This window comes from Streptomyces sp. NPDC059009, assembly GCF_042740175.1.
Classification (GTDB): domain Bacteria; phylum Actinomycetota; class Actinomycetes; order Streptomycetales; family Streptomycetaceae; genus Streptomyces.
Window position 1 is genome coordinate 1 of record NZ_JBHYJB010000062.1, and the last position, 23,229, is coordinate 23,229.

General features: G+C 72.7%; 27 protein-coding genes. 24 read left to right on the top strand and 3 right to left on the bottom strand.

Annotated elements, in window-relative coordinates; genetic code table 11:
* Positions 1–252: 252 nt before the first annotated feature.
* From ACFWYM_RS41100 to ACFWYM_RS41110, 3 genes are all read left to right on the top strand, one after another.
* Complete coding sequence (locus ACFWYM_RS41100) at positions 253–1,554, top strand: sensor histidine kinase (protein WP_384849566.1); 1,302 nt, start codon at positions 253–255, stop codon at positions 1,552–1,554.
* Positions 1,542–2,192 (top strand): response regulator, encoded by a 651-nt coding sequence (locus ACFWYM_RS41105; RefSeq protein ID WP_384849569.1) that lies wholly within the window; start codon positions 1,542–1,544, stop codon positions 2,190–2,192. The genes ACFWYM_RS41100 and ACFWYM_RS41105 overlap by 13 nt, the downstream gene beginning before the upstream one ends.
* A gap of 64 nt (positions 2,193–2,256) precedes the next feature.
* Positions 2,257–2,574, top strand: a complete 318-nt coding sequence (locus ACFWYM_RS41110) for a hypothetical protein (protein WP_384849572.1) — start codon at positions 2,257–2,259, stop codon at positions 2,572–2,574.
* A gap of 15 nt (positions 2,575–2,589) precedes the next feature.
* Here ACFWYM_RS41110 and ACFWYM_RS41115 read toward each other — a convergent pair whose 3' ends face one another.
* Genes ACFWYM_RS41115 through ACFWYM_RS41125 form a run of 3 tightly spaced genes read right to left on the bottom strand, consistent with a single transcriptional unit; the run spans position 2,590 to position 6,839 of the window.
* Entirely contained in the window at positions 2,590–3,006 is a 417-nt protein-coding gene (locus ACFWYM_RS41115) for a nuclear transport factor 2 family protein (RefSeq protein WP_384849575.1), read from the bottom strand.
* Positions 3,007–3,020: 14 nt separating this feature from the next.
* Positions 3,021–3,986, bottom strand: a complete 966-nt coding sequence (locus tag ACFWYM_RS41120; protein ID WP_384849578.1) for an NAD-dependent epimerase/dehydratase family protein — start codon at positions 3,984–3,986, stop codon at positions 3,021–3,023.
* A gap of 18 nt (positions 3,987–4,004) precedes the next feature.
* Positions 4,005–6,839 (bottom strand): AMP-binding protein, encoded by a 2,835-nt coding sequence (locus ACFWYM_RS41125; protein ID WP_384849666.1) that lies wholly within the window; start codon positions 6,837–6,839, stop codon positions 4,005–4,007.
* A 1,029-nt stretch (positions 6,840–7,868) separates the two neighbouring features.
* On the opposite strand from ACFWYM_RS41125, the gene ACFWYM_RS41130 reads away from it, so the two are divergent.
* The 21 genes from ACFWYM_RS41130 to ACFWYM_RS41230 all read left to right on the top strand — a co-directional run bounded on the left by ACFWYM_RS41130 (position 7,869) and on the right by ACFWYM_RS41230 (position 23,112).
* Positions 7,869–8,690: a LuxR C-terminal-related transcriptional regulator gene (locus ACFWYM_RS41130; RefSeq protein ID WP_384849581.1), complete on the top strand. Its 822-nt coding sequence runs from the start codon at positions 7,869–7,871 to the stop codon at positions 8,688–8,690.
* A 48-nt stretch (positions 8,691–8,738) separates the two neighbouring features.
* Positions 8,739–9,530, top strand: a complete 792-nt coding sequence (locus ACFWYM_RS41135; protein ID WP_384849584.1) for a LuxR family transcriptional regulator — start codon at positions 8,739–8,741, stop codon at positions 9,528–9,530.
* Positions 9,531–9,834: 304 nt separating this feature from the next.
* The gene (locus ACFWYM_RS41140) at positions 9,835–10,758 is read left to right on the top strand and encodes an ACP S-malonyltransferase (RefSeq protein ID WP_384849587.1); all 924 of its coding nucleotides are present in this window, start codon (positions 9,835–9,837) and stop codon (positions 10,756–10,758) included.
* A gap of 24 nt (positions 10,759–10,782) precedes the next feature.
* Positions 10,783–11,532, top strand: a complete 750-nt coding sequence (locus ACFWYM_RS41145) for a thioesterase II family protein (RefSeq protein WP_384849590.1) — start codon at positions 10,783–10,785, stop codon at positions 11,530–11,532.
* Entirely contained in the window at positions 11,529–12,299 is a 771-nt protein-coding gene (locus tag ACFWYM_RS41150) for an IclR family transcriptional regulator (protein WP_384849593.1), read from the top strand. Before ACFWYM_RS41145 ends, ACFWYM_RS41150 begins: the two co-directional genes overlap by 4 nt.
* A 129-nt stretch (positions 12,300–12,428) precedes the next feature.
* Positions 12,429–12,683: an acyl carrier protein gene (locus ACFWYM_RS41155; RefSeq protein ID WP_384849596.1), complete on the top strand. Its 255-nt coding sequence runs from the start codon at positions 12,429–12,431 to the stop codon at positions 12,681–12,683.
* 31 nt (positions 12,684–12,714) lie between these two features.
* The gene (locus tag ACFWYM_RS41160) at positions 12,715–13,992 is read left to right on the top strand and encodes a beta-ketoacyl-[acyl-carrier-protein] synthase family protein (RefSeq protein ID WP_384849599.1); all 1,278 of its coding nucleotides are present in this window, start codon (positions 12,715–12,717) and stop codon (positions 13,990–13,992) included.
* Positions 13,989–15,146, top strand: coding sequence for a beta-ketoacyl-[acyl-carrier-protein] synthase family protein (locus ACFWYM_RS41165; RefSeq protein ID WP_384849603.1), 1,158 nt, complete (start codon positions 13,989–13,991; stop codon positions 15,144–15,146). The genes ACFWYM_RS41160 and ACFWYM_RS41165 overlap by 4 nt, the downstream gene beginning before the upstream one ends.
* Positions 15,143–16,036 (top strand): beta-ketoacyl synthase N-terminal-like domain-containing protein, encoded by an 894-nt coding sequence (locus tag ACFWYM_RS41170; protein WP_384849606.1) that lies wholly within the window; start codon positions 15,143–15,145, stop codon positions 16,034–16,036. The genes ACFWYM_RS41165 and ACFWYM_RS41170 overlap by 4 nt, the downstream gene beginning before the upstream one ends.
* A 33-nt stretch (positions 16,037–16,069) precedes the next feature.
* On the top strand, positions 16,070–16,915 hold the full coding sequence (locus ACFWYM_RS41175; protein ID WP_384849609.1) for an alpha/beta fold hydrolase: 846 nt from the start codon (positions 16,070–16,072) through the stop codon (positions 16,913–16,915).
* On the top strand, positions 16,912–17,883 hold the full coding sequence (locus ACFWYM_RS41180; protein WP_384849612.1) for a hypothetical protein: 972 nt from the start codon (positions 16,912–16,914) through the stop codon (positions 17,881–17,883). Before ACFWYM_RS41175 ends, ACFWYM_RS41180 begins: the two co-directional genes overlap by 4 nt.
* A complete protein-coding gene (locus ACFWYM_RS41185) occupies positions 17,883–18,242 on the top strand; it encodes a hypothetical protein (RefSeq protein WP_384849615.1) in 360 nt (119 codons plus the stop codon). The genes ACFWYM_RS41180 and ACFWYM_RS41185 overlap by 1 nt, the downstream gene beginning before the upstream one ends.
* Positions 18,243–18,650, top strand: coding sequence for a hypothetical protein (locus tag ACFWYM_RS41190; RefSeq protein WP_384849618.1), 408 nt, complete (start codon positions 18,243–18,245; stop codon positions 18,648–18,650). It begins immediately after the preceding gene.
* Entirely contained in the window at positions 18,650–19,051 is a 402-nt protein-coding gene (locus ACFWYM_RS41195; protein WP_384849620.1) for a hypothetical protein, read from the top strand. Before ACFWYM_RS41190 ends, ACFWYM_RS41195 begins: the two co-directional genes overlap by 1 nt.
* Before the next feature lie 87 nt (positions 19,052–19,138).
* A complete protein-coding gene (locus ACFWYM_RS41200) occupies positions 19,139–20,254 on the top strand; it encodes a beta-ketoacyl synthase N-terminal-like domain-containing protein (RefSeq protein WP_384849623.1) in 1,116 nt (371 codons plus the stop codon).
* Between the two features lie 29 nt (positions 20,255–20,283).
* Complete coding sequence (locus ACFWYM_RS41205; protein WP_384849626.1) at positions 20,284–20,532, top strand: acyl carrier protein; 249 nt, start codon at positions 20,284–20,286, stop codon at positions 20,530–20,532.
* Entirely contained in the window at positions 20,532–20,930 is a 399-nt protein-coding gene (locus ACFWYM_RS41210; protein WP_384849629.1) for a 3-hydroxyacyl-ACP dehydratase FabZ family protein, read from the top strand. The genes ACFWYM_RS41205 and ACFWYM_RS41210 overlap by 1 nt, the downstream gene beginning before the upstream one ends.
* A complete protein-coding gene (locus tag ACFWYM_RS41215) occupies positions 20,927–21,415 on the top strand; it encodes a 3-hydroxyacyl-ACP dehydratase FabZ family protein (protein WP_384849632.1) in 489 nt (162 codons plus the stop codon). The genes ACFWYM_RS41210 and ACFWYM_RS41215 overlap by 4 nt, the downstream gene beginning before the upstream one ends.
* A gap of 9 nt (positions 21,416–21,424) precedes the next feature.
* Positions 21,425–22,171, top strand: coding sequence for a 3-oxoacyl-[acyl-carrier-protein] reductase (gene fabG / locus ACFWYM_RS41220; protein WP_384849635.1), 747 nt, complete (start codon positions 21,425–21,427; stop codon positions 22,169–22,171).
* A gap of 64 nt (positions 22,172–22,235) precedes the next feature.
* A complete protein-coding gene (locus tag ACFWYM_RS41225) occupies positions 22,236–22,859 on the top strand; it encodes a 2-hydroxychromene-2-carboxylate isomerase (protein WP_384849638.1) in 624 nt (207 codons plus the stop codon).
* Positions 22,860–22,899: 40 nt separating this feature from the next.
* Positions 22,900–23,112 (top strand): MbtH family protein, encoded by a 213-nt coding sequence (locus tag ACFWYM_RS41230; RefSeq protein WP_384849641.1) that lies wholly within the window; start codon positions 22,900–22,902, stop codon positions 23,110–23,112.
* Positions 23,113–23,229 lie beyond the last annotated feature (117 nt).

The window sequence follows — 23,229 nt, forward strand, 5'->3', positions numbered from 1 at the left end:
GCGGTATGTCCGTCCTCGAAAAGCCGGGGGCGCCCTGTGAGTGCATGAGTACTGGCTTGGGTGGGGTGCTGTACTGCGGGCGGACATACCGCCGCGTCCCCACCCCTTGCGCCGTCGCCCGCCTGCAGGCCCGTAGCCGCGTCCCCACCCCTTGCGCCGTCGCCCGCCTGCGGGCCCGTAGCCGCGTCCCCACCCCTTGCGCCGTCGCCCGTCTGCGGGCCGTCACCCCTTCCGGCGCCTTACCGTGTACGCGTGATCCAGAACACCCTGTGGGGGGCCGGTGGATGGCGGGGCTATGTGTGGGGGAGCCGGCCCTGGCGGTCGGTCGTCTATGTGGGGGGCGGGGCTCTGGCGGGGGCCGGGCTGCTGGTCGTGCTCGTGGCCCTGGGGGTGCTCGGTGTTGCCCTGAGCCTTGTTCTCGTCGGGCTGCCGTTGCTTGCCGCGCTGGCTCTGAGCGGGGTGCCGGTGGCGGCCGTCGAGCGGTGGCGGGTGCGGGTCCTGCTCCCGTACGAGGAGTACGAAGGGGGCAGTCCGCATCGGACCCCTGAGGAGCCGGGGCTCGTCGCCTGGTTCCGGTTGCGGGTCGGGGAGGCGGCGACCTGGCGCGAGCTCGCGTACGCCGTGCTGCTCGCCCTCGTGCTGTGGCCCCTCGACCTCGGAGTTCTCGCGTGCGCGGTGGGGCTGCCGGTGCTGCTGCTGGGCGCGCCGCTGCAGCTCGCCCTCTCCGGCGGAGGCGGGGTGCGGCCCGCCAAGCTGTGGCTCGTCGACGGGTATCCGGGAGCTGTGGGCACCGCGCTCCTGGGGCTCGTGCTGCTCCTCGTACTGCTGTATCCGCTGGGTGCCTACGCCGTCGCGCGCGCCGGTCTCGCCCGGCTGCTGCTCGACCCGCGCGAGGCCGAGCTGGCCGCGCGGCTCGTCGAGGTCACCCGGTCCCGGGCCCGCCTCGTCGCCGCCTTCGAGGCCGAGCGGCGGCGCATCGAGCGCGATCTGCACGACGGGGCGCAGCAGCGGCTCGTCGCGCTCAGCATGCGGCTCGGGCTTGCCCGGCTCGACGCCGAGCCCGGCAGCCCGCTCGCCGCCTCGCTGACCGCCGCCCACGGTGAGGCCGAGGCCGTCCTCGGTGAACTGCGCGAGCTGATCCGGGGCATCCACCCGCAGGTCCTCGCCGACTACGGGCTCGCCGCCGCCATCGAGGACACCGCCGACCGGTGCGTCGTCCCCGTGACCTGTGCGCTCGACCTGCCGCGGCTGCCCGAACCCGTCGAGTCCGCCGGGTACTTCGCGGTCCGTGAGGCCCTCACCAACGTCGACCGGCACAGCGGTGCGCGGCGGGCCGGGGTGCGGGCCCGGCACGGGGACGGTGTGCTGCGCATCGAGGTGACGGACGACGGGCGTGGGGGTGCCGGGGCGGGTGGCGGTGGCAGCGGCGGCAGGGGTGGCAGCGGGCTCACCGGGCTCGCGGACCGCCTCGCCGTGCTCGATGGCACACTGACGGTCGCCAGCCCGCCCGGCGGGCCGACCGTCCTGACCGTGGAGATCCCGTGCACCCCCTGAGAGTCGTGCTCGCCGAGGACAGCGTGCTGCTGCGCGAAGGGCTCGTCGGTCTCCTCGGCCGCTTCGGGCACGAGGTGGCCGCCGCCGTCGGGGACGCCGACGCGCTGCGCGCCGCGGTCGCCGAGCACGCGCCGGACATCGTCGTCACCGACGTACGCATGCCGCCCGGCTTCCAGGACGAGGGGCTGCGGGCCGCGCTCGACCTGCGTGCCGAGCGGCCGGGGCTGCCCGTGCTCGTCCTCAGCCAGTACGTCCAACGGGCCTATGCCGCCGAGCTGTTGGACACCGGGGACGGGTCGGGGGTCGGCTATCTGCTCAAGGACCGGGTCGGGCAGGTCGAACAGTTCGCGGAGGCGCTCGACCGGGTCGCGGCGGGCGGGACCGTGGTGGACCCGGAGGTCGTACGGCAGTTGCTGCGGCGGCGGCGGGATCCCCTCGAAGCGCTCACGCCGCGCGAGCGCGAGGTGCTCGGGCTCGTCGCCGAGGGAAGGTCGAACGCGGCGATCGCCCGTGAGCTCGTCGTCACGGAGGCCGCGGTCGGCAAGCACATCGGGAACATCCTCGGGAAGCTGGACCTGCCGCTGTCGGACGGCACGCATCGCCGGGTGCTGGCCGTGCTGGCCTACTTGAGGGCCTGAGTCTCCCGCTGTCGGCGGGGGTCGGCATGGTGACGGGCGCGTGCGGCGCATACGATCCCTCGACATGAGCGCGTCAGAGCAGACCGAGACACCCGGCGAGACCGAGCCCGCGGAGGGAGCGCGCCGTGGGCTCACGCCACGGCAGGCGCGGCGGCTGCGGGTGGCCGCCGCCTCCGTGCTGATGGCGGCGGCGGCCGTCGTGCTCGGACTGCGCCTCGCGAGCCGTTCGTCCGTGCTGGTCGTCGGGGTGTACGGGCTGCTGCTCATCCTGTGCGGCGTGGTGATCGAGCTGAGCCGGCGCGGGCGCACGCGTCTGGGGTCGTATCTGCTGGGGGTGGGGCTGGTGGCGGCCCTGCTGATGGACTGGGTCGTGCTGTCGTAGGGCCCGGTGACGCCGTCAGCTCTCGATGACCCGGCGGAACAGCGCCGTGTCGAAGACGTCCTCCATGCGGATCGCCACGCCGTCGCGCAGCGTCCAGGAGTGGATGAACGGCAGCGTCTCGGTGGTGCCGCGGACCGAGGTCACGTCGCGGATGCCGAAGACCACCACGCGGTCGCCGGAGACCACGAACTCCTGCGGCTCAAGGCGCATCCCGGCGAGCACCGTCGGCACGTGCGCGAGGAACTCCCGTACCCCCGCGTGTCCGTGCTTGGTCCCGCCGAGGCCGTACTCGGCCATGCCGTCCGGGTGCACCCACTCCACCTGTGGGTCCAGCGTCGCGAGGAGCGCGGGCACATCGCGGGTGCGGAAGGCCGCGTAGGCGCGTTCGATGAGGGCGCGGTTGGTGCCGGGTCTGGAGTCGGTCGTCGTCATGGTGGGGCCCTTCGTCAGGTGCGGTCGGCGGAGGTGAGGTGCTCGGGGTGCAGGGCGCGCGAGGTGAGGTGCTCCGGGTGCAGGGCGCGCAGGGTGCGGTGGATGCCGTCCTGCCAGCCCACCCGGCAGGGCCCGGTCAGGGCGCGGCGCCGCGCGGGGTCGAACTGGTAGGTCTCGCGGGTGACGTCGCTCGGCACGAGCTTCGCCTCGACGCCGGTGAGCGCCTCCATGTGGCGGACGCAGTCGGTGATGCCGACGGACTCGTCGCCGCCCCAGTTGACGAGCGTCGCCGGCGTCGCGGCGGCCCGCCACAGGTGCGGCACCTGCGCGACCAGGTCGTCGGTGTACAGCAGCGAGCACCAGTTCTGGCCCTCGCGCGGCACGGGGATGGGCTCGCCCGCGAGCATCCGCCGGAAGTAGAGCATCGGCACCCCGCCGTAACTCCCGGGCCCGTACGCGATGTTGAGGCGAGCGATCGTCGTGGGCAGGCCGAGGACCTGGGCGAAGGCGCGCACGGCGCCCTCGGTGGCGAGCTTGCCCATCGGGTAGGCGGGCAGCCAGTCGGCGGCGCCGTCGACCGGGTCGTCCTCGGTGTAGCGGTGGTCCAGGGACCGGCGGGCGTAGAGGGCGCCCGTGGAGACGTACAGGAACGACTCGGCGGTGCGGCAGTGGGTCATGAGGCGGCCGGTGGCGACCGAGTTGATCTCCGCCGTCGCGTTGAAGTCGCCGTCCTCGCCCCGGCGCACGGCGGCGTGCAGGACGTGGGTGAAGTCCTCGGGGAGGCCCTTGAACGCCTCGCCCGAGGGGTCCGCCATGTCCCAGTGCCAGGTGGTGATGCCCTTGCCGGTGAGCTCCCGCTCGACGCCCGGGGCGGTGAACCGGCCCAGGCACCAGACGTCGTTGTGCTCGGCCAGGGCCTCGGCGACCGGCCGGGCGACCTGCCCGGTGCCGCCGGTGATCAGGATGCGCTTTCCCCGCATGGTGTGCCCTCGTCCCCTTCAGCGCTGCCGGTCGGTGGATTCGTGGTGGGTGCGGGCCGCCGCCGCGTCGGCCTCGGCCAGCGAGCGGTCCAGCTCGCGCCGGAGGACCGCCTGGAACGCGGCGACGTGGCGCGGGCCCATCAGCGTGTAGTGCTCGCCCGGCACATCGACGTAGCGGTTCGGGCCTCGGGTGTACTCGTCCCAGCGGCTGAGCTCGTGGGTGACCCAGTCCTCCTTGGTGCCGCGCAGCGGGACCGCGCAGAACACGGTCATCGACGCCACCGTGCCGCTCGGCTCATAGCTCCGCCCCAGGTCGGTCAGGGAGTCGGCGAGCCCGGCCCAGGCGGCGAACGCGTCGGCGTCGAGGTCGAGTTCGGCCAGGCGGCGATCGGGTGCCAGGGCGATGAAGCGGGCGGCCTGCTCCTCACGGATCAAGTGCCGTAGCTCGGCGGGGAGTTCGAGCGACTGCTTCTTGCCGATCAGGTCGAGGAAGAAGGCGAGGTTCGCGGCGGTCTCGGTGAAGTCCAGCTCGTTCATCCGGTCCTTGATGTGCGGCGGCAGGTTGAAGCTGCCGACGAAGTCGACCCGTTCGCCCTGGGCTTCGAGGACCTTGGCGATCTCGAAGGCGACCGCGCCGCCGTACGAGTAGCCCGCGACCGCGTACGGGCCGTGCGGCTGCCGCTCCCGGATGGCCTCGACGTAGCGGTCCACCATCTCCTCGAAGGTGGCGAAGGGCTTCTCGCCGTCGTTGAAGCCACGGGCCCGCAGCGCGTGGAAGGGCCGGTCGCCCACGAAGTACTGGGCGAGGTTGACGAAGACGAGGACCTCGCCGATGCCCGGGTGCACACAGAACAGCGGGGTCTTGGCGCCGCCGGTCTGCATCGGCACCAGCGGGTCGTACGCCGCGGCACCGGGGGTGGCCCGCGCGTCGATGCGGGCGGCCAGGGCGCGTACGGTCGGCGCGGTCAGCAGGGTGACGAGCTCCAGGCCGGTGGCGCCGAGCCGCTCGGCGATGCGGCCGCGCAGCCGCAGGACGTCCAGTGAAGTCCCGCCCAGGTCGAAGAAGTTGGCGGTGGCACTGACGCCGGCCGGGTCGGCGTCGAACAGCTCGGCGTAGATCTCCGTGAGCACCTGCTCGGTCGGGCCTTCGGGGGCGGTGTGGCCGCCGAGCATGCGCACGGTGAGCTCGGCGACGGCGTCGCGCGCGGCGTCGTGGCCGCCCGACTCCAGGCGGCGGCGCATCAGGGCGCGCTGCGTCTTGCCGAGGCTGGTCTTGGGGAAGGCGTCCCGGGGCAGAGGCAGCACGAGGGCGGGCCGGAAGCCCCAGTGCATCACCACGGTGGCGCGGACGGCCTGGAGCACGCGGTGCAGCGCGGCCTCGTCGTCCAGGGGCACCTCCGGGTGGAAGGCGATCACCAGCTGTTCGGTGTCGCTGCCCGCCGGGCGGGTGGGGAAGGCGGCCACGAGCGAGTGGGCGACGCCGTCGAGACGTTCGAGGGCCGACTCGACGTCGTGGCTGAAGTAGTTGACGCCATTGACGATGATGCTGTCCTTGCTGCGGCCGACGAGGGTGAGGCGGCCCTCGTCGATCCGGCCGAGGTCGCCGCTGCGGAACCAGCCGTCGTCGGTGAAGGCGGCCGCGGTGGCCTCCGGGTCGTTGTGGTAGCCGGGGGTGATCATGGGACCGGCGAGCTGGAGTTCGCCGACCTCGCCCGCGGGCAGCGCGCGGTCCCCGGCGTCCGCCACCCGGATCCGCAGGCCCTCGACGGGGGTGCCCAGGTTGGCGAACTCCCGGCCGCGGTCGGCATCGGGGAACGCCTTGCGGGAGTAGACGCTGCCCGCACACGTCTCGGTCATCCCGAACGCGGGCCACAGCGCGTCCGGGGCGAGCCCGTACGGCGCGAAGCGGTCGAGGAAGGTCTCGCCGGTGGCGACCACGACGGCCTCGCCGCCGCTGATGATGTGCCGGAGGCCGTCGAGGCGCAGGCGCTCGCCGGTCGCGGTGAGGCGGTCCGCCGCCGCATTGACCAGCCCGAGCAGGAAGTTGGGCGTGAAGGTCATCGTCACGCCGTGCCGGGAGATCAGGCGCAGGAACTCCAGCGGCTCGCCGAGGATCACCGGCGCCTCGACGTGGAGCTGGCGGCTGCCGGTGGCCAGCGGCAGCAGATGGCACTCCAGGAGAGCGGCCACATGGTCGAAGGAGACCCAGTTCAGGGTGGTGTCGGCGGCGGTGAGCCGGTGGTGGCCGTTCTTGCCCGCCATGGCGGCGAGGAGGTTCGCGTGGCTGAGCATGACGGCCTTGGAGCGGCCGGTGGAGCCCGAGGTCAGCACCAGGGCGGCGGTGTCGCCGGGCGCGGCCTCGTGCACCGTCGTGGCCTCGGGGCTGTCCGGGCGGTCGAGCTCGTCCAGCGGCGCCACCAACAGGCCGTCCATGGCGGGGAGTTCGGCGGCGAGGCTCGGACCGGTGACGAACAGGGGCCCGTCGAGCAGGTCCCGCACATGGGTGAGCTGCGCCGCCCAGCGCTCCCGGTCACCGCGCAGCGGCACCATCGGGCAGGGCACGAAGCCGCCGAGGACGGCCGCCCAGAACGCCGGCAGGAACTCCTGCGGTCGTTCCAGGAGCAGCACGACCTTGTCCTGCGGGCGCAGCCCCCGGGCGCGCAGGCCCGTGAGGATCCGCCGTGCGTGGGCGAGCAGTTGGGGGTGGCTCTGGTCGTGGAAGGGGGCGTCGGAGGGGCCGGAGCAGTACCGGACGCCGGTGTCGGGGTGGTCCTCGGCCGCCCTCAGCAGGAGGTCGGCGATGGTCTGCCCGGGTGCGCCGGTGCGCGCGGACACGATGGGGTGCTCGGACATTTTCGTCATGGCGTCTTTCTCATTGGCCTCGGGGCGCGCCGGGCCCAGTCCGCCGGGCGCGCCAAGGGTGTGAAGGACGTGCTCTGTGCGATGACGGGGGTGAGGAGTCCGTACGGGAGGGGAGCAGGGGCCTACGAGGGTGCGCGCACCGCGACAGAGCCCGTCAACCGGCTCTCCGGTGCGCCGGGTCGGGAGGCGATGCCGGTCCCGGGCGGGGCGAGGACACCGGGCCCGGCCGGGTGGCCGACACTGATCCGCCACGGTGTCAGCGGGTGACGCGCCGCTGGCGGTCCGTGCCGGTCACTGTCGCAGTCAGGGCATCGATTCCGGCCAGGCGACTTCTCATGGGCGGACACCCGGAGCACGCTCGAAAGGGTCCGCTCGACCTCGGAGCTGCGGCAGATGAACTCCGTTTGCACGTCGGCCGATTTCCTTTTCGCCGCCCGGCCGGACTCCTCCCCGTCGAGGAGCCGGAGATCATTTTTGCCGTACCGCCCAGTCGGTACCGGCCGCCGCCGGACCGCTGTGCCGGCCGAATCCAAAAGGAACGCAGAACCTCGTTGTTTCGTCGCGGTACGGCTTTTCGTCACGGCTGAACCGTAGGCTTGTCCCTGGCTCGAACGGAGGCTCGGCGGGCCCTGGTTGGCCGGAACCGGACAGGGGTGCTACGGATCGTGGCGGACCGGATGCACCCCGTGGCGCAATCGGAAAGGGTGGGTCAGCTTCCGGGGGAAGGGTGCAGTTTGTTGTCAGGGGAGTTGGAGGCGGGCATTTCCCGGGCGTCAGTCTGGGCCGGTAATTGCGCGCGCCGTCTTGCCTGCCGCGGACTTTCGTTGACTGGTTCTGAGTCAGCGAACTAATGTCCTCTGGTGCGGCCTGCTGTCTCAATAGCACCGGTAGTTTGCTTCTCAAGTAAACAGATGTATTGGTCAGCCAGAGTGGTTCGGACAGGAACCGGACAGCAGGATGTCAGCTGACCGTGGGGACGGGCGCACGGAAGATTCGGATCCGGTCAGCGAGGGGGCGCAAGTGACTGGTGTGACGATCGACGCACACAGTGCCGAAGAGGGGGAGCGAGGGGCGAAGACCGGCCAGGGAGACCCGGGCCCGGACGCGTCGGCCCCCGTGGACCACGCCGCGCACGTGGAGCAGACCCTGTTACAGGCCCGCGCGCTCATCGAGTCCACCGTCTCCCTCTACCGGCGGCTGCCCGCGGCGGAGCGCCCCGGCGTCCAGGCCGATGTGGCCGTCCTCGCCGAAGCGCTCGAAGAGCTGCTCGGCCGGGCCCGGCACTCGGTCTGCTGCGCCATCAGCGCCGACGACGAATTCGGCTTCCTGGTACGGCAGTTGCTCGGCGGGCTCGCCGCCGGGCCGACGGTCCGGGTGCTCTGCGCCGCCCCCGTCGCGGACTGCTCGCTCGCCCGGATGAGCCGTGGCGCCGAGCCCCGGTTCGAAGTCCGGGTCAGCGAGGCCGAGTTGCGCGACATCGTCGTCGTCGACGGATCCACCGCGCTGGTGCGCGGCGGTGGCGGCAAGGCCGACGGACAGGCCACCCTCGTGAAGGACACCGCCGCGGTGCGCGCCCTCGAACTCCTCTTCGCCGGGGCCTGGTCGCGCGGCCGCAAGCTCGACGACCACCTCGCGCTCAGCCCCCGGCTGCAGAGCGAGCTCACCCGCAAGATCCTGGAGCGGCTGCGGGACGGGCGGACCGACGCCTCGGCCGCCCAGGAGCTGGATGTGTCCCTGCGTACCTACCGGCGCCATGTCGCCGAGATCATGCGTGAGCTCGGCGCCAACTCCCGCTTCCAGGCGGGCGCCAGGGCAGTGGAACTGGGCCTGCTCGCCGAGTAGCCGGGCTGCTCGCCGAGCAGGGGTCGACGGTACGAACACTCATGGGAAATGGCGGAGCGCGTAGTGTCCAACGGGGCTGAGGACGAGCTGGAGCACGCACTCCTGGAAGTGCGGGCCCTCATCGAGTCGACGGTGGCGATCCACCGGGACCGCAACATCCGGGAGCAGCGGATCACCGCCGTCGACGGCTACTCCGCGGTGCTGCGGGAGGCCGGGAACCTCATCAAGGGGGCCCAGCGCTCCATCGACATCGTGCACGCCCGGCCGCTGGTCGCCGGGGACCGGCTCACCGGTCAGGAGCGAGCCGAGCGGAACCTCATCTACCGGGCCGCGGAGACGGTCGCCGTGCGGCTGCTCACCAGCCCCACCCTCGTCGACGAGGACTTCGTGCGCGAACAGCTCGCCCTGGAGCGGCCGGTGGCGATCCGGGTGACCCGGGTGCCGCCGCTGCAGGCGCTCATCGTCGACGGCAGCGCCGCCCTCGTGGTGGCCGAGTCCGCGGCCGGGGTGCGGGCCTCGAAGATCCGTGCACCGCAGGTCCTGCACAGCCTCGACACGCTCTTCGAGAGCGTCTGGCGCAACTCGGTGCCCGCGAGCGAGCGCATCGTCTTCGGCGACCGGGACCGCGCCGCGCTCGCCCGGCAGATCCTGGGCGCGCTGCGGGCCGGGGCCACCGACGAGGTGGCGGCGCGCGAACTCACCGTGTCCGTACGGACCTACCGGCGCCATGTCGCGGAGATCATGGCGCTGCTCGGCGCCAGCTCGCGCTTCCAGGCCGGGGCGCGGGCGGCGGAGCTCGGGCTGCTGCCGCCCGCGGCACCGCGGCGCCCCACGTCCTGACCCCGGTGCGGGAACCACCCGCCGAGGGACCCCGGCGGGCGAAGCTGCCACCCGGCCGCCGGGTGCGGGGCGCCTCCTGGCAGCTTCCTGAAAGACGCGTTGCCGCCCCTCGGCGCCGCCCAGTTGGATAGGCGTCAGGAGAAAGGGATTCGGGAACGTCAATTCCTGGGAATTCCCTCCTCGGCTGCGCCGGGACCCCCGCTCGGCAGGACGCCGCAGCACGGGGATCCGTCATTCCGCTGTGCGTCGCGGACGGATCCCCGTGCCCTCCTGTTCAGGACGGAGCGGAAGGCGGAGCAGATCCATGAATCAGGTGCCGATCGGCGTGGTGTTTCCCGGGCAGGGGACACAGAAAGAAGGAATGGGCGAACCCTGGCGGGACACTCCGTCGTGGGCGCTCACCGAAGAGATGTCCGCGGCGAGCGGCGAGGACATTCCCGAACTGCTGCTGCGCACACCGGGCGAACAGCTGCGGCGCACCGACCTCGCCCAGCTCGCCGTGTTCGGCGTCGCGGTCGTCGCCCACGCCGAGGCGGTGCGCCGGGGGGCGCTCGGCGGGCGCGTGGTGGGCTGCGCCGGGCACAGCCTCGGCGAGTACGCCGCCCTCACCGCGGCCGGGGCGCTCACGCTGCCCGACGCCACCGCCCTCGTCGCCGCCCGGGGCCGCGCCATGCGGGCCGCCGCCGAGCGGCGCGCGGGCACCATGGGGGTGCTCGTCGCGGCGCCGCTCGACGACGTCAGGGCGCTGACGGAACAGGTGCGCGCCGCCGGCGCCGACGTCTGGGTCGCCAACGTCAACGCGCCCGGCCAGACGGTCGTCTCGGGCTCCGTCGAGGGCATCGAGCGGATCGCCGACGAGGCCCCGTCCATCGGCGCCAAGATGATCCGGCTCCAGGTCGGCGGCGCCTTCCACAGCCCCTACATGGAGCCCGCCGCCGACGCCCTGCGCGCCGCCCTCAAGGACACCGCCTTCGCCCCCGCGCACCTCCCGGTCGTGGCCAACGCCGACGCCGAGGCGCACGCGGCCGACACCGACTGGCCCGAGCTCGCCACCCGCCAGCTCACCTCGCCGGTGCTGTGGGAGCGATGCGTGGGCACCCTCATCGACTCCCTGGGCTGCCGCCGCCTCGTCGAACTCGGCCCGGGGCGGACCCTCGCGGGCCTCATCCGGCGGATCGCCCCGGACACCGAGGTGGTGTCCCTCGACAGTCCGGCCTCCCTGGCCTGACGCGACAGCGAGGAGACGTACGACATGGCACTCAGCACCGAAAGCAGCTGGCTGCACCGGCATCCGACGAAGGCGCCGCCCCGGCTGCGGCTGCTCTGTCTGCCGCACGCCGGCGGGTCCGCCAGCTTCTTCCACGGCTGGGGAGGCGCCGTCGGCGACGACGTGGAGCTGCTCGCCGCGCGCTACCCCGGACGGCAGGAGCGCATCGCCGAGGACCCCCTCGACTCCCTGGAGGCGCTCGCCGACGCCCTCGCCGACGAGCTCGGGCCCCAACTCGACCTGCCGCTCGCGGTGTTCGGGCACAGCATGGGCGCCTCCGTCGGCTACGAGCTGGCGCTGCGCCTCAAGGAGCGGTACGGGACCGGGCCCGAGGTGCTCATGGTGTCCGGGCGCAAGCCTCCGCACCTGCTCACCCCGCGCACGGCCGCGTTCGGCGGGGACGCCGCGCTGATCGCGCAGGTGCGCCGGCTCGGCGGCACCGACGCCCGGCTCCTGGACGACCCGGCCCTGCGCGAGCTCGTACTCCCCGCCATCCGGGCCGACTTCGCGGCCGTCGCCCGCTACCCCGCGCGCCCCGGCGTGCCCCTCGACTGCCCCGTCGTGGCCTACCTCGGCGCCGACGACCCGGACATCAGCACCGCGGAGATCTGGGACTGGGAGCGGCTCGCGCCCCAGGGCTTCGGGCTGCGGGTGATGTCCGGCGGCCACTTCTACCTGGTGGACCGCCGCGAAGAGCTGCTCCTGGACATCCGCTCCCGGCTGGCCCCGCGATGAGCACCGCGGTCCGCCCGCCCGCGGCGGAGAGCGGCGTCGCCGTGCTCGACAAGGCGGCCAAGCTCCTCGAACGGGTCGAGTCCGGGCCCGCGACCCTGCGCCAGCTCACCGACTACAGCGGCATCGCCCGGCCCACCACGCACCGCCTCGCCGTCGCCCTGGAGCGGCTCGGACTGCTCGCGCGGGACTTCGAGGGGCGCTTCGTGCTCGGGCACCGGCTCGGTGAGCTGCACGTCCAGGCGTGGCGGGACCGGCTCGCGCAGGCGTCGGGGCGGGTCCTCACCGACCTGTGCGAGGTGACCGGCCTCGACGCGCGCCTGTTCCGCCGCCGCGGCCGCCTCCAGGTCTGCATGGCCACCTCCGCCGAGTCCGCGGCGCGGCCCGAGCCGCTGCCCGTCGGCATGGCCCGGCCCGCCTCCGCGGGGCCCGTCGCCCAGGTGCTGCTCGCCTGGGAGGAGCCCGAGGAGCTCTGCGAGGGGCTGCGCGGCGCCCGCTTCACCGCGGCCCAACTCGCCTTCGTACGACGGCAGGGCTATGCGCACGGGCCCGACGCGATGCTCCCGGACGCCCTGACGTACGCCGTGCCGCTGCTCACTCCGGAGAACCGGGTGGTGGCCGCGCTCGCCCTGACCGGGCCGCAGTCCCGCCTCGCCGAGGCGCCGGGCCGCGCCCTCAGCAGCCTCATGATCGACTCCGCGGCGGCGCTGAGCGACACCCTCCTGCGCGCCCACGCCTTTCCTGCCCAGGTATCGAAGAGCGAACTCTGAATTTCCTTGCAGCGGTGGCAGCTTGTTGCAGCCGACATTGTGAGGAATCCGCGGCAGACCGCACCATTCATTTGCGAGTAATCCCGCCGTGTGCTTTCTGGGGCGGCGAATCAGAAAAGGGGAATCAGCATGTCGAATGCCACGTACGAAGAGCGTCTGGAAACCATCAAGGAAATCGTCTGCGACATTCTTGAGATCGAGGAGGACGAGGTCACCGAAGTCAGCCTCTTCAAGGAGGAGCACGACGCCGACTCGCTCCGTGCCATCGAGATCCTCGCCGCCCTGGAGAAGCAGTTCAAGGTCGTCATCAGCCAGAGCGAGCTGCCACGCATGGTGAACCTCAAGGGCGTCTACGAGGTCGTCGCGGAGCCGGCCGGCTGGTAGTCGGACCCGCGGCGCGGAAGGGGAGGTTGGCATGACGACGGCAGTGCGCGGCGCGGGCCGCACCCGGCCGGGGCGCCACCGGGTGGTCCTCACCGGACTCGGGGTGGTCTCCAGCATCGGACTCGGCGCGAAGGAGTTCCTCCAGGGGCTCCGTGCGGGGCGCAGCGGTGCCCGGCCCATCACGGTGTTCGACACCGAGGGTTTCGCCCACGCGAACGGGTGCGAGATCACGGACTTCGCCCCGCAGGACTGGATCAGCACGCTCGACGTGGAACAGCTCGGCAGGGCCGCGCAGTTCTCGACGGCGGCGGCCCGGATGGCCCTGGAGGACTCGGGACTCGACCTGACGCAGCTGCGCGCCCGGCGCGGACTGATCTCCATCGGTACGACCGACGGCGAGAGCCACGACCTGGACCAGCTGGTCGAGGCCGAACTCGCCGACGGGATCGGCACGTTCGACCCCGTGGCCGCCCGGCGCGTGCCGGCCGGGCGGCTCTCGGTGGCCATCGCCCAGGAGCTGGGCCTGACCGACGTGGAGGCGCTCACCATCCCGACCGCCTGCTCGGCGGGCAACTACGCGATCGGCTACGGCTTCGACGCGGTCAGCTCCGGCGAGGCGGAGTTCGCCTTCTGCGGCGGCGCCGACGCCATGTGCCGCAAGACGTTCACCGGCTTCTACCGGCTCGGCACCATCGCCCCGGACCGGTGCCAGCCCTTCGACGCCGACCGCAAGGGCATCCTCACCGGCGAGGGCGCCGGAGTCCTCGTACTGGAACGGCTCGACTCGGCCCTGGAGCGCGGCGCGACCATCTACGCCGAGGTCCTCGGCTACGGACTCAACTGCGACGCCCACCACCAGGTGGCGCCCGACCGGGACAGCGTCGCCGAACTCATGCGGCTCGCCCTGCAGAACGCCGGCGTCGCCCCGCACGAGGTGGACCTCATCTCGGCGCACGGCACCGGCACCAAGGCCAACGACATCACCGAGGCGGGCGCCATCCGCCAGGTCTTCGGAGACACGCCTCCCCGCACCGTCTCCATGAAGTCGATGCTCGGCCACAGCATGGGCGCGGCCAGCGCGCTCGGCGCCATCGGCTGCGCCCTCGCCATCCAGAACCGCTTCATCCCACCCACCATCAACCACGTCACCACCGACCCCGAGTGCCACGTCGACTGCGTACCGAACGAGGCCGTCGAGGCCGACCTGAGGATCGTGCAGAACAACGGTCTCGCGTTCGGCGGCAACAACGCGGCGGTGCTCCTCGGCCGGTACGACGCGACGCAACTCCAGGAAGAAGGAGCGTCATGACGATCCGCCCGATCATCGGCATGGGCGCCGTCGCGGCCACCGGCTCCGGTGTCGACGAGCTCTTCGACAGCCTGTGCCGGGGCGTCAGCGGCCGGGCCGCCCTGCGCGGCTTCGACCGCGCCAACTTCCGTGCCCAGCACGCCTACGAGGTCGACGACCGGCCCGTGCGCGGCGCCGACATACCCGGCCGCGCCACCCGGCTGCTGCTCGACGCGGTCGGCCAGGCCGCCGCCGACGCGGGGCTCGGCGAGGACCTCAGCGGCATCCCCGTCCTCGTCGGCACCGGCCTGCGGGAGCTGCGCTCCCTGGAGCTGTGGTGGCGCGACGGCTCCCCGTTCGCCGACTCGGGGCTGCACTTCGGCACCGGCCTGCGCGAGCGCTTCAACGCCGATGTCACACACACCTTCTCCAACGCCTGCTCGGCCTCCCTGTACGCGCTCGCGCTCGGCTCCGACCTCCTCGACCAGGAGGGCGGTCCCGACACGGTGATCGTCGCGGGCGTGGACGTCCTGACCGAGTCCATGTACGGGCTCCTGGAGCGCGTGCACAACCAACCCCCGGACCGGGTCCGGCCGTTCGACCGCAACCGCACCGGCGTGCTGATGGGCGACGGGGCCGCCGCGGTCGTGCTGCGCCGCTCACCCGATGAGGCCGCGGCGGCCGCCAAGAAGGTGTACGGGAACCTGCGCGGCGTCGCGGTCAACTGCGACGCCTACCACGTGACCGCGCCCTCCCCGGAGGGCATCGCCGAGGCCATGCGCGCCGCCCACCGCATCGCCGGGGTCAAGCCCGCGGACGTGGACCTGGTGATGCTGCACGGCACCGGCACGCTCCTCAACGACGAGGCGGAGGCCGCGGCCCTCGCCGACGTCCTCGGGGACGACGCCTCGGCGCCCCTGATGACCGCGGTGAAGTCCATGACCGGACACACCTCGGGCGCCTCCGGGCTCATCAACCTCATCGTGGGCCTCCAGGCCCTCAACGCGGGGACGGTGCCGCCGACCGTGGGCCTCGACGACCCGGTCGAGGAGGCCGAGCGGTTCCGCTTCGTCACCGAACAGGCCGCCACCGCACAGGAGTTGCGGGTGGCACAGCTCAACGCCTTTGGATTCGGCGGCATCAACGCCGTCGCCATCGTGGAAGGAAGCCGATGAGCCGCCGTAGCACCGACAGCCCCGTGGTGGTCTCCGGCGCCGCCGTACTGCTGCCCGGCGCCGACACCGTGCGGGCCCTCGCCGAAGGACCGGCCGAGGGCGGTGCCCCCGTCGAACCGGCCGCGCACGTCGGCAAGAAGGGCCTGCGCTACAAGGACCGGGCCACCCAGCTCGGCTACGCCCTCACCAAGGCGGCCCTGCGCGACGCCGGGCTGCTCGACGCCGGGGACGGCAAGGGCGACGGCTCCCTGACCGTGCCCCCGGCCACCGTCGGCGTGGTCGCCAGCTCCAACTTCGGCAACCTCGACACCGTCGCCCGCGCCCTGGACACCATCCGCACCGAGACGGTCACCGCGACCAGCCCGATGGACCTGCCCAACGCGTCCAGCAACGTCATCGCCTCCTCGGCGGCCATCCGCTTCGGGCTGCGCGGCCCCAACCTGATGGTCTGCAACGGCGAGACGTCCGGGCTCGACGCCGTGCACTGGGCGGCCACCATGATCGCCGCGGGCCGGGTGGAGCGGGTCCTGGTGCTCGGCGTGGAGCCCGACAACGACGTGGTGCGCAGGCTGACCGGCGGCGCCGGGTCCGTGGACGGCGGGGCCGCCCTCGTCCTGGAGGCCGGCCGCGCGGCCGCCGCCCGCGACGCGTCCGTGCGCGCCGTGCTCGGCCCCTACCACCGGGCCGCCGCCGACGCGGACCCGGCGGGCCCCGACTGGCGGGCGCCCGCGCACCTGGGCCGGGCCTCCGGGGCCGACGGGGTGCTCCAAGTCGCCGCCGCCGTCGGCCGGTTCGACGCCGGAGAGCGCGGTCCGGTGCGGGCCGTGTCCGGCACCGCGGCCGACGACGCGAGCGCCGATCTGCTGCTGCTCGCCCCCGACGCGGCCTGACCCGCCGTCCAGGCCCCAGAGGAGAGGAAGCCGGTGAACACGCACATAGACCTGCGGCCCGTCGTCGTGGAGCGGCGCACCGAGGGCAGTGGCCCGCGCGTGCTGCTGCTGCACGGCCTGGCCGCCAACGACAGCGTCTGGGAGCACACCCTGCCGCTGCTCTCCGGCTGCCAGGTGTGGACCGCCCGGCTGCCGTGGCGCACCGAGACCATCGCCGACTGGGGCGAGCAGCCCAACCTCAGGGGCTGGCTCGGCAAGGCCCTCGCGGCGGTGCCGGGCGGCGCCGAGGTGGTGGTCGCCCACTCGATGGCCGCCAACGTCCTGCTCGACCTGCTCGACCAGAAGAACCGGGGCGGCGTCGACGCGCTGCGCAGGTTCGGCATCCGGGCCCTGGTGCTCGCCTCGCCGTTCTACCGGGGCAGCGCCGAGCGCTTCGACTGGTCGACCATCACCTACTACCTCAACGACTTCCACCTGATCATGGAGGAGGGGGTCCGGGTGCACTCCGGGGACCGCTTCCCGCCGGACGTCCTGCGGGCCATGGGGGAGCGGGTGCGCGACCGCGTCGGCCCCTACGGCTGGTTCCGCTTCTTCGACCTGTATCTGCGCACCCCCGCCCTGCAGACCGGCCGCATCACCGTCCCCACCCTGGTCCTCGGCGGCGAGCGGGACTTCGCCGCCCGCCCCGAGGAGAGCGTGGCGCTCGCCGCGGCCCTGCCCGACGCCACCTCGCACGTCCTCGCCGGCTGCGGGCACTTCCCGATGCTGGAGGCCCCCGAGGTCTTCGCCACCCACGTCAGCTCGTTCATCCACTCGACCCTGGGCACCGCCCCGCAGCGCGGGCTTGCCCCTCTCACCGCCCTGGAGCCCCAGCGATGACCCTCGTCACGGACACCGCCGTCAAGGCGCTGCTCGACACCGCCACCACCACCCAGGTCCGCCCTCGCTACGAGGGCTCCAACATCTGCACGTGGATCGGGTTCAAGCACGTCAACTACCTGGTCGAGGAGGCCGTCCTCGACCACTTCCGGCAGGCGGGCCTGCCCGCCAGGGCCCTCTACGAGGAGCACGGCCTCGGCCTCGACCTGGTCCTGATCGACAGCCGCATCCTGCACGCCTTCCACATGGACGACACCGCCGAGGCGGAGGTCGTGCCGTGGACGAAGGAGACGGACGGCACCATCGGCTTCAAGGTCACCATCCGCGTCGAGCGGAACGGGGAGACCCTCAAGGCCGTCACGTCCAAGGTCCGCGTCTCGCTGCGCATCGACACCTATCTGGAGGCGGCCGGTGAGACACCGCCGCCGCTCGCCCGCTTCGCCGTCGCCCAGCTCGGCGACGACCTGGAGCGCGAGCCAGGCACGGCGGCCCCCGCGGAGCAGGAGATCCTCGACTCCCTCACCGCGGGCCAGAACGCGTACGCCTGGAAGTGGAACATCCCCTACCCGTACTGCCACTTCACCGAGCGCATCCAGATGTCCGGCTATCTGCGCCTGATGGAGGAGGGCAAGGACCGCTTCGTCGCCGACCGCGGCATCTCCATCAAGACGCTGCTCGACGACCGCCGCTGGATACCGGTGGTGCCCCGCTCCGACATCCGCATCCTCGACGAGGCGCTGATGGAGGAGGACCTCTACACGGTGTTCACCGTCGAGGAGGTCTTCAAGGACTTCACCTACACCTCCCGCATGGACTTCTACGTGCTGCGCGACGGCCGGCTCGTGAAGACCGCGACCGGGCGCATCGTGCACGGCTACGCCGTCATCGAGAACCGCCGCGACTGGAGCCTGGTCAGCCTCGACGAGCGCGTCGTCGACGCCATCAACGGCACGGCCGCGCGGGCGTGATGGACGACTGGGAGAGCGGCGACTGGGGGAGCGGCACGCCCCGGCTGCTGCTCATCGAGAGCCAGGGCCGCGTCGCGCCCGAGGACGCGGGGCTGCGCCGCGACGCCGTCACCCAGGTGCTGACCGGGCAGTCCGTGCTCCTCTTCCTGGTCCAGGACGGCGTCGTGCTCGCGGTGCCGGGCAGCGACGCCGACCTGGACCGGTTCCAGAAGGAGGGCGGCGTGCTCGCGGCGGACAGCTTCTCGCTCGCCCAGCACGGCCTCGAACCGGTCGCGCTGCGGCCCGAGTTGAAGGTCGTCGGCATGGACGTGGTGGCGGGCTGGATCCTCGATCCGGCCGTCCGGGTGGTGTGGCACTGAGTGGCCAGGCAGATTCCGCACACGGACGTGCTCATCACCCTGATGGGCGCCCCGCACGCCTCGGACCGGGTCACCAGCGCCCTGCGCCTGACCCAGGCCCTGTTGGAGCGCGGCGCCACCGTGCAGGTGTGGACCTGCGGGTACGCGACGCTGCTCACCCAGCGCGGACTCGGCCCCGACAAGCCGCGCAACCTCGCCGACTGGAACCGGACCCACCCCTCCACGGCCGCCCTCGCCGAGGAGCTGCTCACCGCCTTCCCGGACCGCCTCTACTGGTACGGGTGCCGGTTCTGCAGCGACGACCGGGGGGCGGTCGACCACCTGCCCCAGGTGGTGCTCCGGCCGCCCGCCGGATACGCCGCGAACGTGGCGGCGGCCGACAAGACCCTGATGCTGGGAGTCATCTGATGGACCATCAGCACCAGGTGGAAGGGCGGGTCCTCGCCATCGTCGAGCGCGGCTACCGGGGCGCCCTGGAGAAGCAGTTCTTCGACGAGCTGTACCTGGCGACCGAGCTGCACCGACAGCTCGGCGGCCTCGACATCCTGCTGCGCGGCACGGCGGTCACCTACGCCCTGGACACCGGCCCGATGCCCGCACTGCGCATCGGCAACCGGACGGTGGACACCCTCACCGACCCCCGGCAGGGCCTGCGCACCCTCCTGGCGGCGGGCGTCGGCATCTGGGTGGAGGCGGCCGCGCTCGCCGCACTCGGCTCGCTCCGGCCGCTCGTCGAGGGGGTGCGGCTCGCCGCGGAGGGCGAACTGGCCGCCCGCTGGGGCGAGTACCGCCAGATCTGCTTCCTCTGACCCCCCCGCGACAGCTCTCTTCAACGGCCCGCTCCACGGCGGCTGTCTCTTCAACGGCTCCCACAACGGAAGGAATACGTGACGGTCATGACCACCCTCACCACGGGCACCGGACACCCGGTGATCACCGCATGGTCGGCCGTGTCGCCGTACGGCATGGGCAGGTCCGCTTTCACCGAGGGCCTGCGCGAGCGGCGCGGCGCCGTCACCGGACTCGGCCCCGAGCACGGCACGACCCCCGGCGGCGCCCGCGGCGTCGGCGGTGTCGTGCCCGGCTTCGGCGTCCGCGAGGTGCTCGGCAAGAAGGGCACCCGCTCCATGGACCGGGTGACCGGGCTCGCCGTCGCCGCCGTCGGCTCGCTGCTCGACGACTCCGCGCGCAACCGCGCGGTCGGCACCGGCGAGGGCGCGGCGTTCGCGCTCGGCACCACCACGGGCAGCGCCCAGTCGATGATGGACTTCACCCGGGACTCGCTCACCGGCGAACAGCCCTTCTTCGTCGACCCGGCGCGCTTCCCCAACACGGTGATGAACTGTGCGGCCGGACAGAGCGCCATCTGGTACCAGCTGAAGGGCCCCAACGCGACCATCGCCGGGGGCCGCACGGCCGGGCTGCACGCCCTCAACTACGCGCGCAGGCTGCTGGGTTCGGGCCGGGCTCGGACCGTGCTGTGCGGGGCGGCCGAGGAGTTCTCGCAGGCGCGGTCCTGGCTGGAGCACCACTCGGGGCCGGCGACCGGCACCGTACCGCCGCTCGGCGAGGGCTGCGCCATGCTCCTCGTCGAACCGCACGACCCCGACGACCCCGGACAGCCCGTGCTCGCGGAGGTCCTCGCCGTGGAGCTGGGCGTCGTCCTCGACGGCGACCCGGGCCCCACGCTGGTGTCCTGCCTCCGCTCGGCGCTGCGGCGCGCTGAGGTGGAGCCGGACCGGGTGGCGGCGGTCGCCCGCTCCGGGGCGCCCGGACCGGAGGGCGAGGGCGAACTCGCCGCCGTGCGCGAGGTGTTCGGCGCCACCGACCCCGTCGACCTGACCCCGACCGGCCTGATCGGCGACACGGGGGCCGCCGCGGCGGCCTTCCAGACGGCGGCCCTCCTCTCCTACGCGGAGGGCGAGCCCGCGCGGGCCGCGGGCCGGATCGGGGTCATCACCTCGGTCGACCGCACGGGTACGGCCGGCTGCGCCGTGCTCGCACTCCACTGACCGCCTCACCTCTCGGAAGGACAACTCCCATGCTGGACAAGGAAGATCTCCGCACCCTCGTGGCCCAGGTGCTCGACGTCGACGTCGACGAGGTGACCGACGACGCGAAGTTCGTCGACGACCTGGAGGTCGACTCGCTGATGGCCCTGGAGGTCGTCGTCGTCCTGGAGAAGAAGTACGGCATCAAGCTGCCCGAGTCGGAGCTCAAGCAGATCGTCACCCTGCAGAGCGCCTACGAGCTGCTGCGCGGCAAGGTCGACGCGCCACGGGCCGCCTGATGCCGGCCGCGAGCCCGCTGCGCGCACCGGTCGAAGTGCTGCCCGCGGAGAGCGAGTTGAGCACCGCGGCCCGCTTCACCGTCGACGCGGACGAGACCGTGCTGCCCGGCCACTACCCGGGGTTCCCGATCTTCCCGGGGGTCTGTCTGGTCGAGTGCGCCCACCAGGGCGCGCTGGCCACCGTGCCCGGGGGCGCCAAGGGCGCCGGACTCGCCGCGGTGGAGTCGACCCGGTTCACCGGGCCCGTCTTCCCCGGCGACCAGGTCGACATCGCGATGGCGTGGAAGCGGATCCCGACCGGCCAGTGGCAGTGCCGGGCGAAGCTCAGCACCGCTCGCGGCCCGGCCGCCACCGTGCGGCTGCGCTACGGCGCCGCCACGGAAGGGGAGTCCGCGTGATCGGCCAGCGTGAGATCAGGGCCCGCCTTCCGCACCGCTTCCCGATGCTGCTCGTGGACCGGGTCGTGGACGTCGTCCCCGGCGAGCGCCTCATCGCGCTCAAGGCGGTGACCTGCAACGAGCCCTGGTACGAGAAGCTCGGCTCGGACACCCCGGGCGAGGACTTCGCGTATCCCGACTCCCTGCTGGTGGAGTCCTGGTGCCAGTCCGCCGGGGTCCTCGCCACCTGGGACGACCCCAACCCGGATGTCCTCGACGGCCAGGTGATGCTCTTCGGCGCCATGACGGGCGTCGAGTTCCACCGCCCGGTCCTGCCCGGTGAGGTCCTCGAACACCGGGTGCGCCTGGACCGCAAGGTCGACGACACGCTGCTGTTCGAGGGCGACAGCCGCTCGGCCGGTGAGCCGGTGATGACCGTGGGCCGCATCGTCATGGCCTTCCGCCCCGCTTCGGCGCTGCGGCCGGACTCGGCCCCGCGCCCCTGAGGAGAGATCATGGGAGACAGCACGAACCAGGTGGCCCTGGTCACCGGAGGATCGCGCGGCATCGGCCGGGCCACGGTCCGCGCGCTCGCCCGCGACGGATTCGACGTGGCCTTCTGCTACCGCTCGGACGACGCGGCGGCGCGCAGCCTGGAGAAGGCCGGCGAGGAGTTCGGCGTCCAGGTGGTCGGCACCCGCGTCGACGTCGCGGACGCCACCGCCGTACGGGCCTGGACCGAGGCCACCGAGGATCTGCTCGGGCCGGTCGGGGCGGCCGTCACCGCCGCCGGGATCACCCGCGACAACCCGCTGGTCCTCATGGAGGACGAGCAGTGGCGGCAGGTCATCGACACCAACCTGGACGGCGTCTACCACGTCTGCCGGGCCGTGGTCTTCGGCATGATGAAGCGCCGCGCCGGGGCCGTCGTGAACATCTCCTCGGTCGCCGGGGTCTACGGCCACGGCACCCAGACCAACTACTCCGCCTCCAAGGCCGGGATCATCGGATTCACCCGGGCCCTCGCCAAGGAGACCGGGCGCGCGGGCATCCGGGTCAACGCCGTCGCGCCCGGCTTCATCGAGACCGACATGGTCGCCGAGATGAACGACAAGGCCCGCAAGGAGGCCCTGTCCGCCATCCCGCTGCGCCGAATGGGCACCGCCGAGGAGGTCGCGGACCTCGTCGCGTACCTGGTCTCGGACCGGGCCGCGTACATCACGGGCGCGGTGCTGCAGATCGACGGCGGCATCACGATCTGAGCCCGGCCACCCTCTGTGCCCATCCGTTCAACTTCCCTCGCACCACTGACCGTTGGAGGCGGTGATGGCACGACGCGGGCCGCGCTGGTACTTCTCCTTCCGCAGTCCCTACTCCTGGATGGCGTACCGCGACCTGGTCGACCGGTACCCGGACGTGGCGGCACACATCGACTGGCTGCCGTTCTGGGAGCCGGACGACGCGGCCCTGGACGAGCTGGACCGCAGCAACATCAAGCTGCCGTACGTCCCGATGTCCAAGGAGAAGCACCTCTACATCCTCCAGGACGTCCGCCGCCTCGTGCGGGCCCGCGGCCTGGAGATGGTCTGGCCGGTGGACCCGGCGCCGCGCTGGGAGGTCCCGCACCTGGCCTACCTCGCGGCGCAGCAGCTGGGCGCGGGGCCGGAGTTCATCCGCGCGACCTACCGGGCCCGCTGGGAGCACGGCGAGGACATCTCCGAGCCGTCCACCATGGCGAAGATCGGCGCGGAGGTCGGCATCGACCCGGACGCCGTGGCCGGCGCGCACGCCGACCCCGGCATTCGGGAGAAGGGGCTCAAGATACTGAACTCGCTGCACCGGGACGGCGTATTCGGCGTCCCCTTCTTCATCGTCGGATTCGACAAGTACTGGGGTATCGACCGCCTTCCCGGATTCGTGGAGGCGGTGCGCGAGAAGAGCGCGAAGTAACCCCCCGGGAAAGGTAACCCTCCGAGAAAGGAAGAGAATCATGGCGACCAACCCCTTCGAGGACAATGGCGCGGTCTACTACGTCCTCATCAACGACGAGGGCCAGTACTCCCTGTGGCCCGCGTTCGCCGAGGTCCCGGCCGGCTGGACCACGCTGCACGGCGCGGCCCCCCGCCAGGAGTGCCTCGACTACATCGGCGAGCACTGGACGGACATGCGGCCAACCAGCCTGGTCCAGGCCGCGGGGGCCTGACCGGGACACGGACGGCGGAGCGGGACGGGCGTTGGCAGTTATCTGCAACGCCCGTTCTGCGTTGCCGGGGCCCGCCGCCGCGTTGGCAGGTTGATGCAGTCGGCGTTGTCGGAGAAT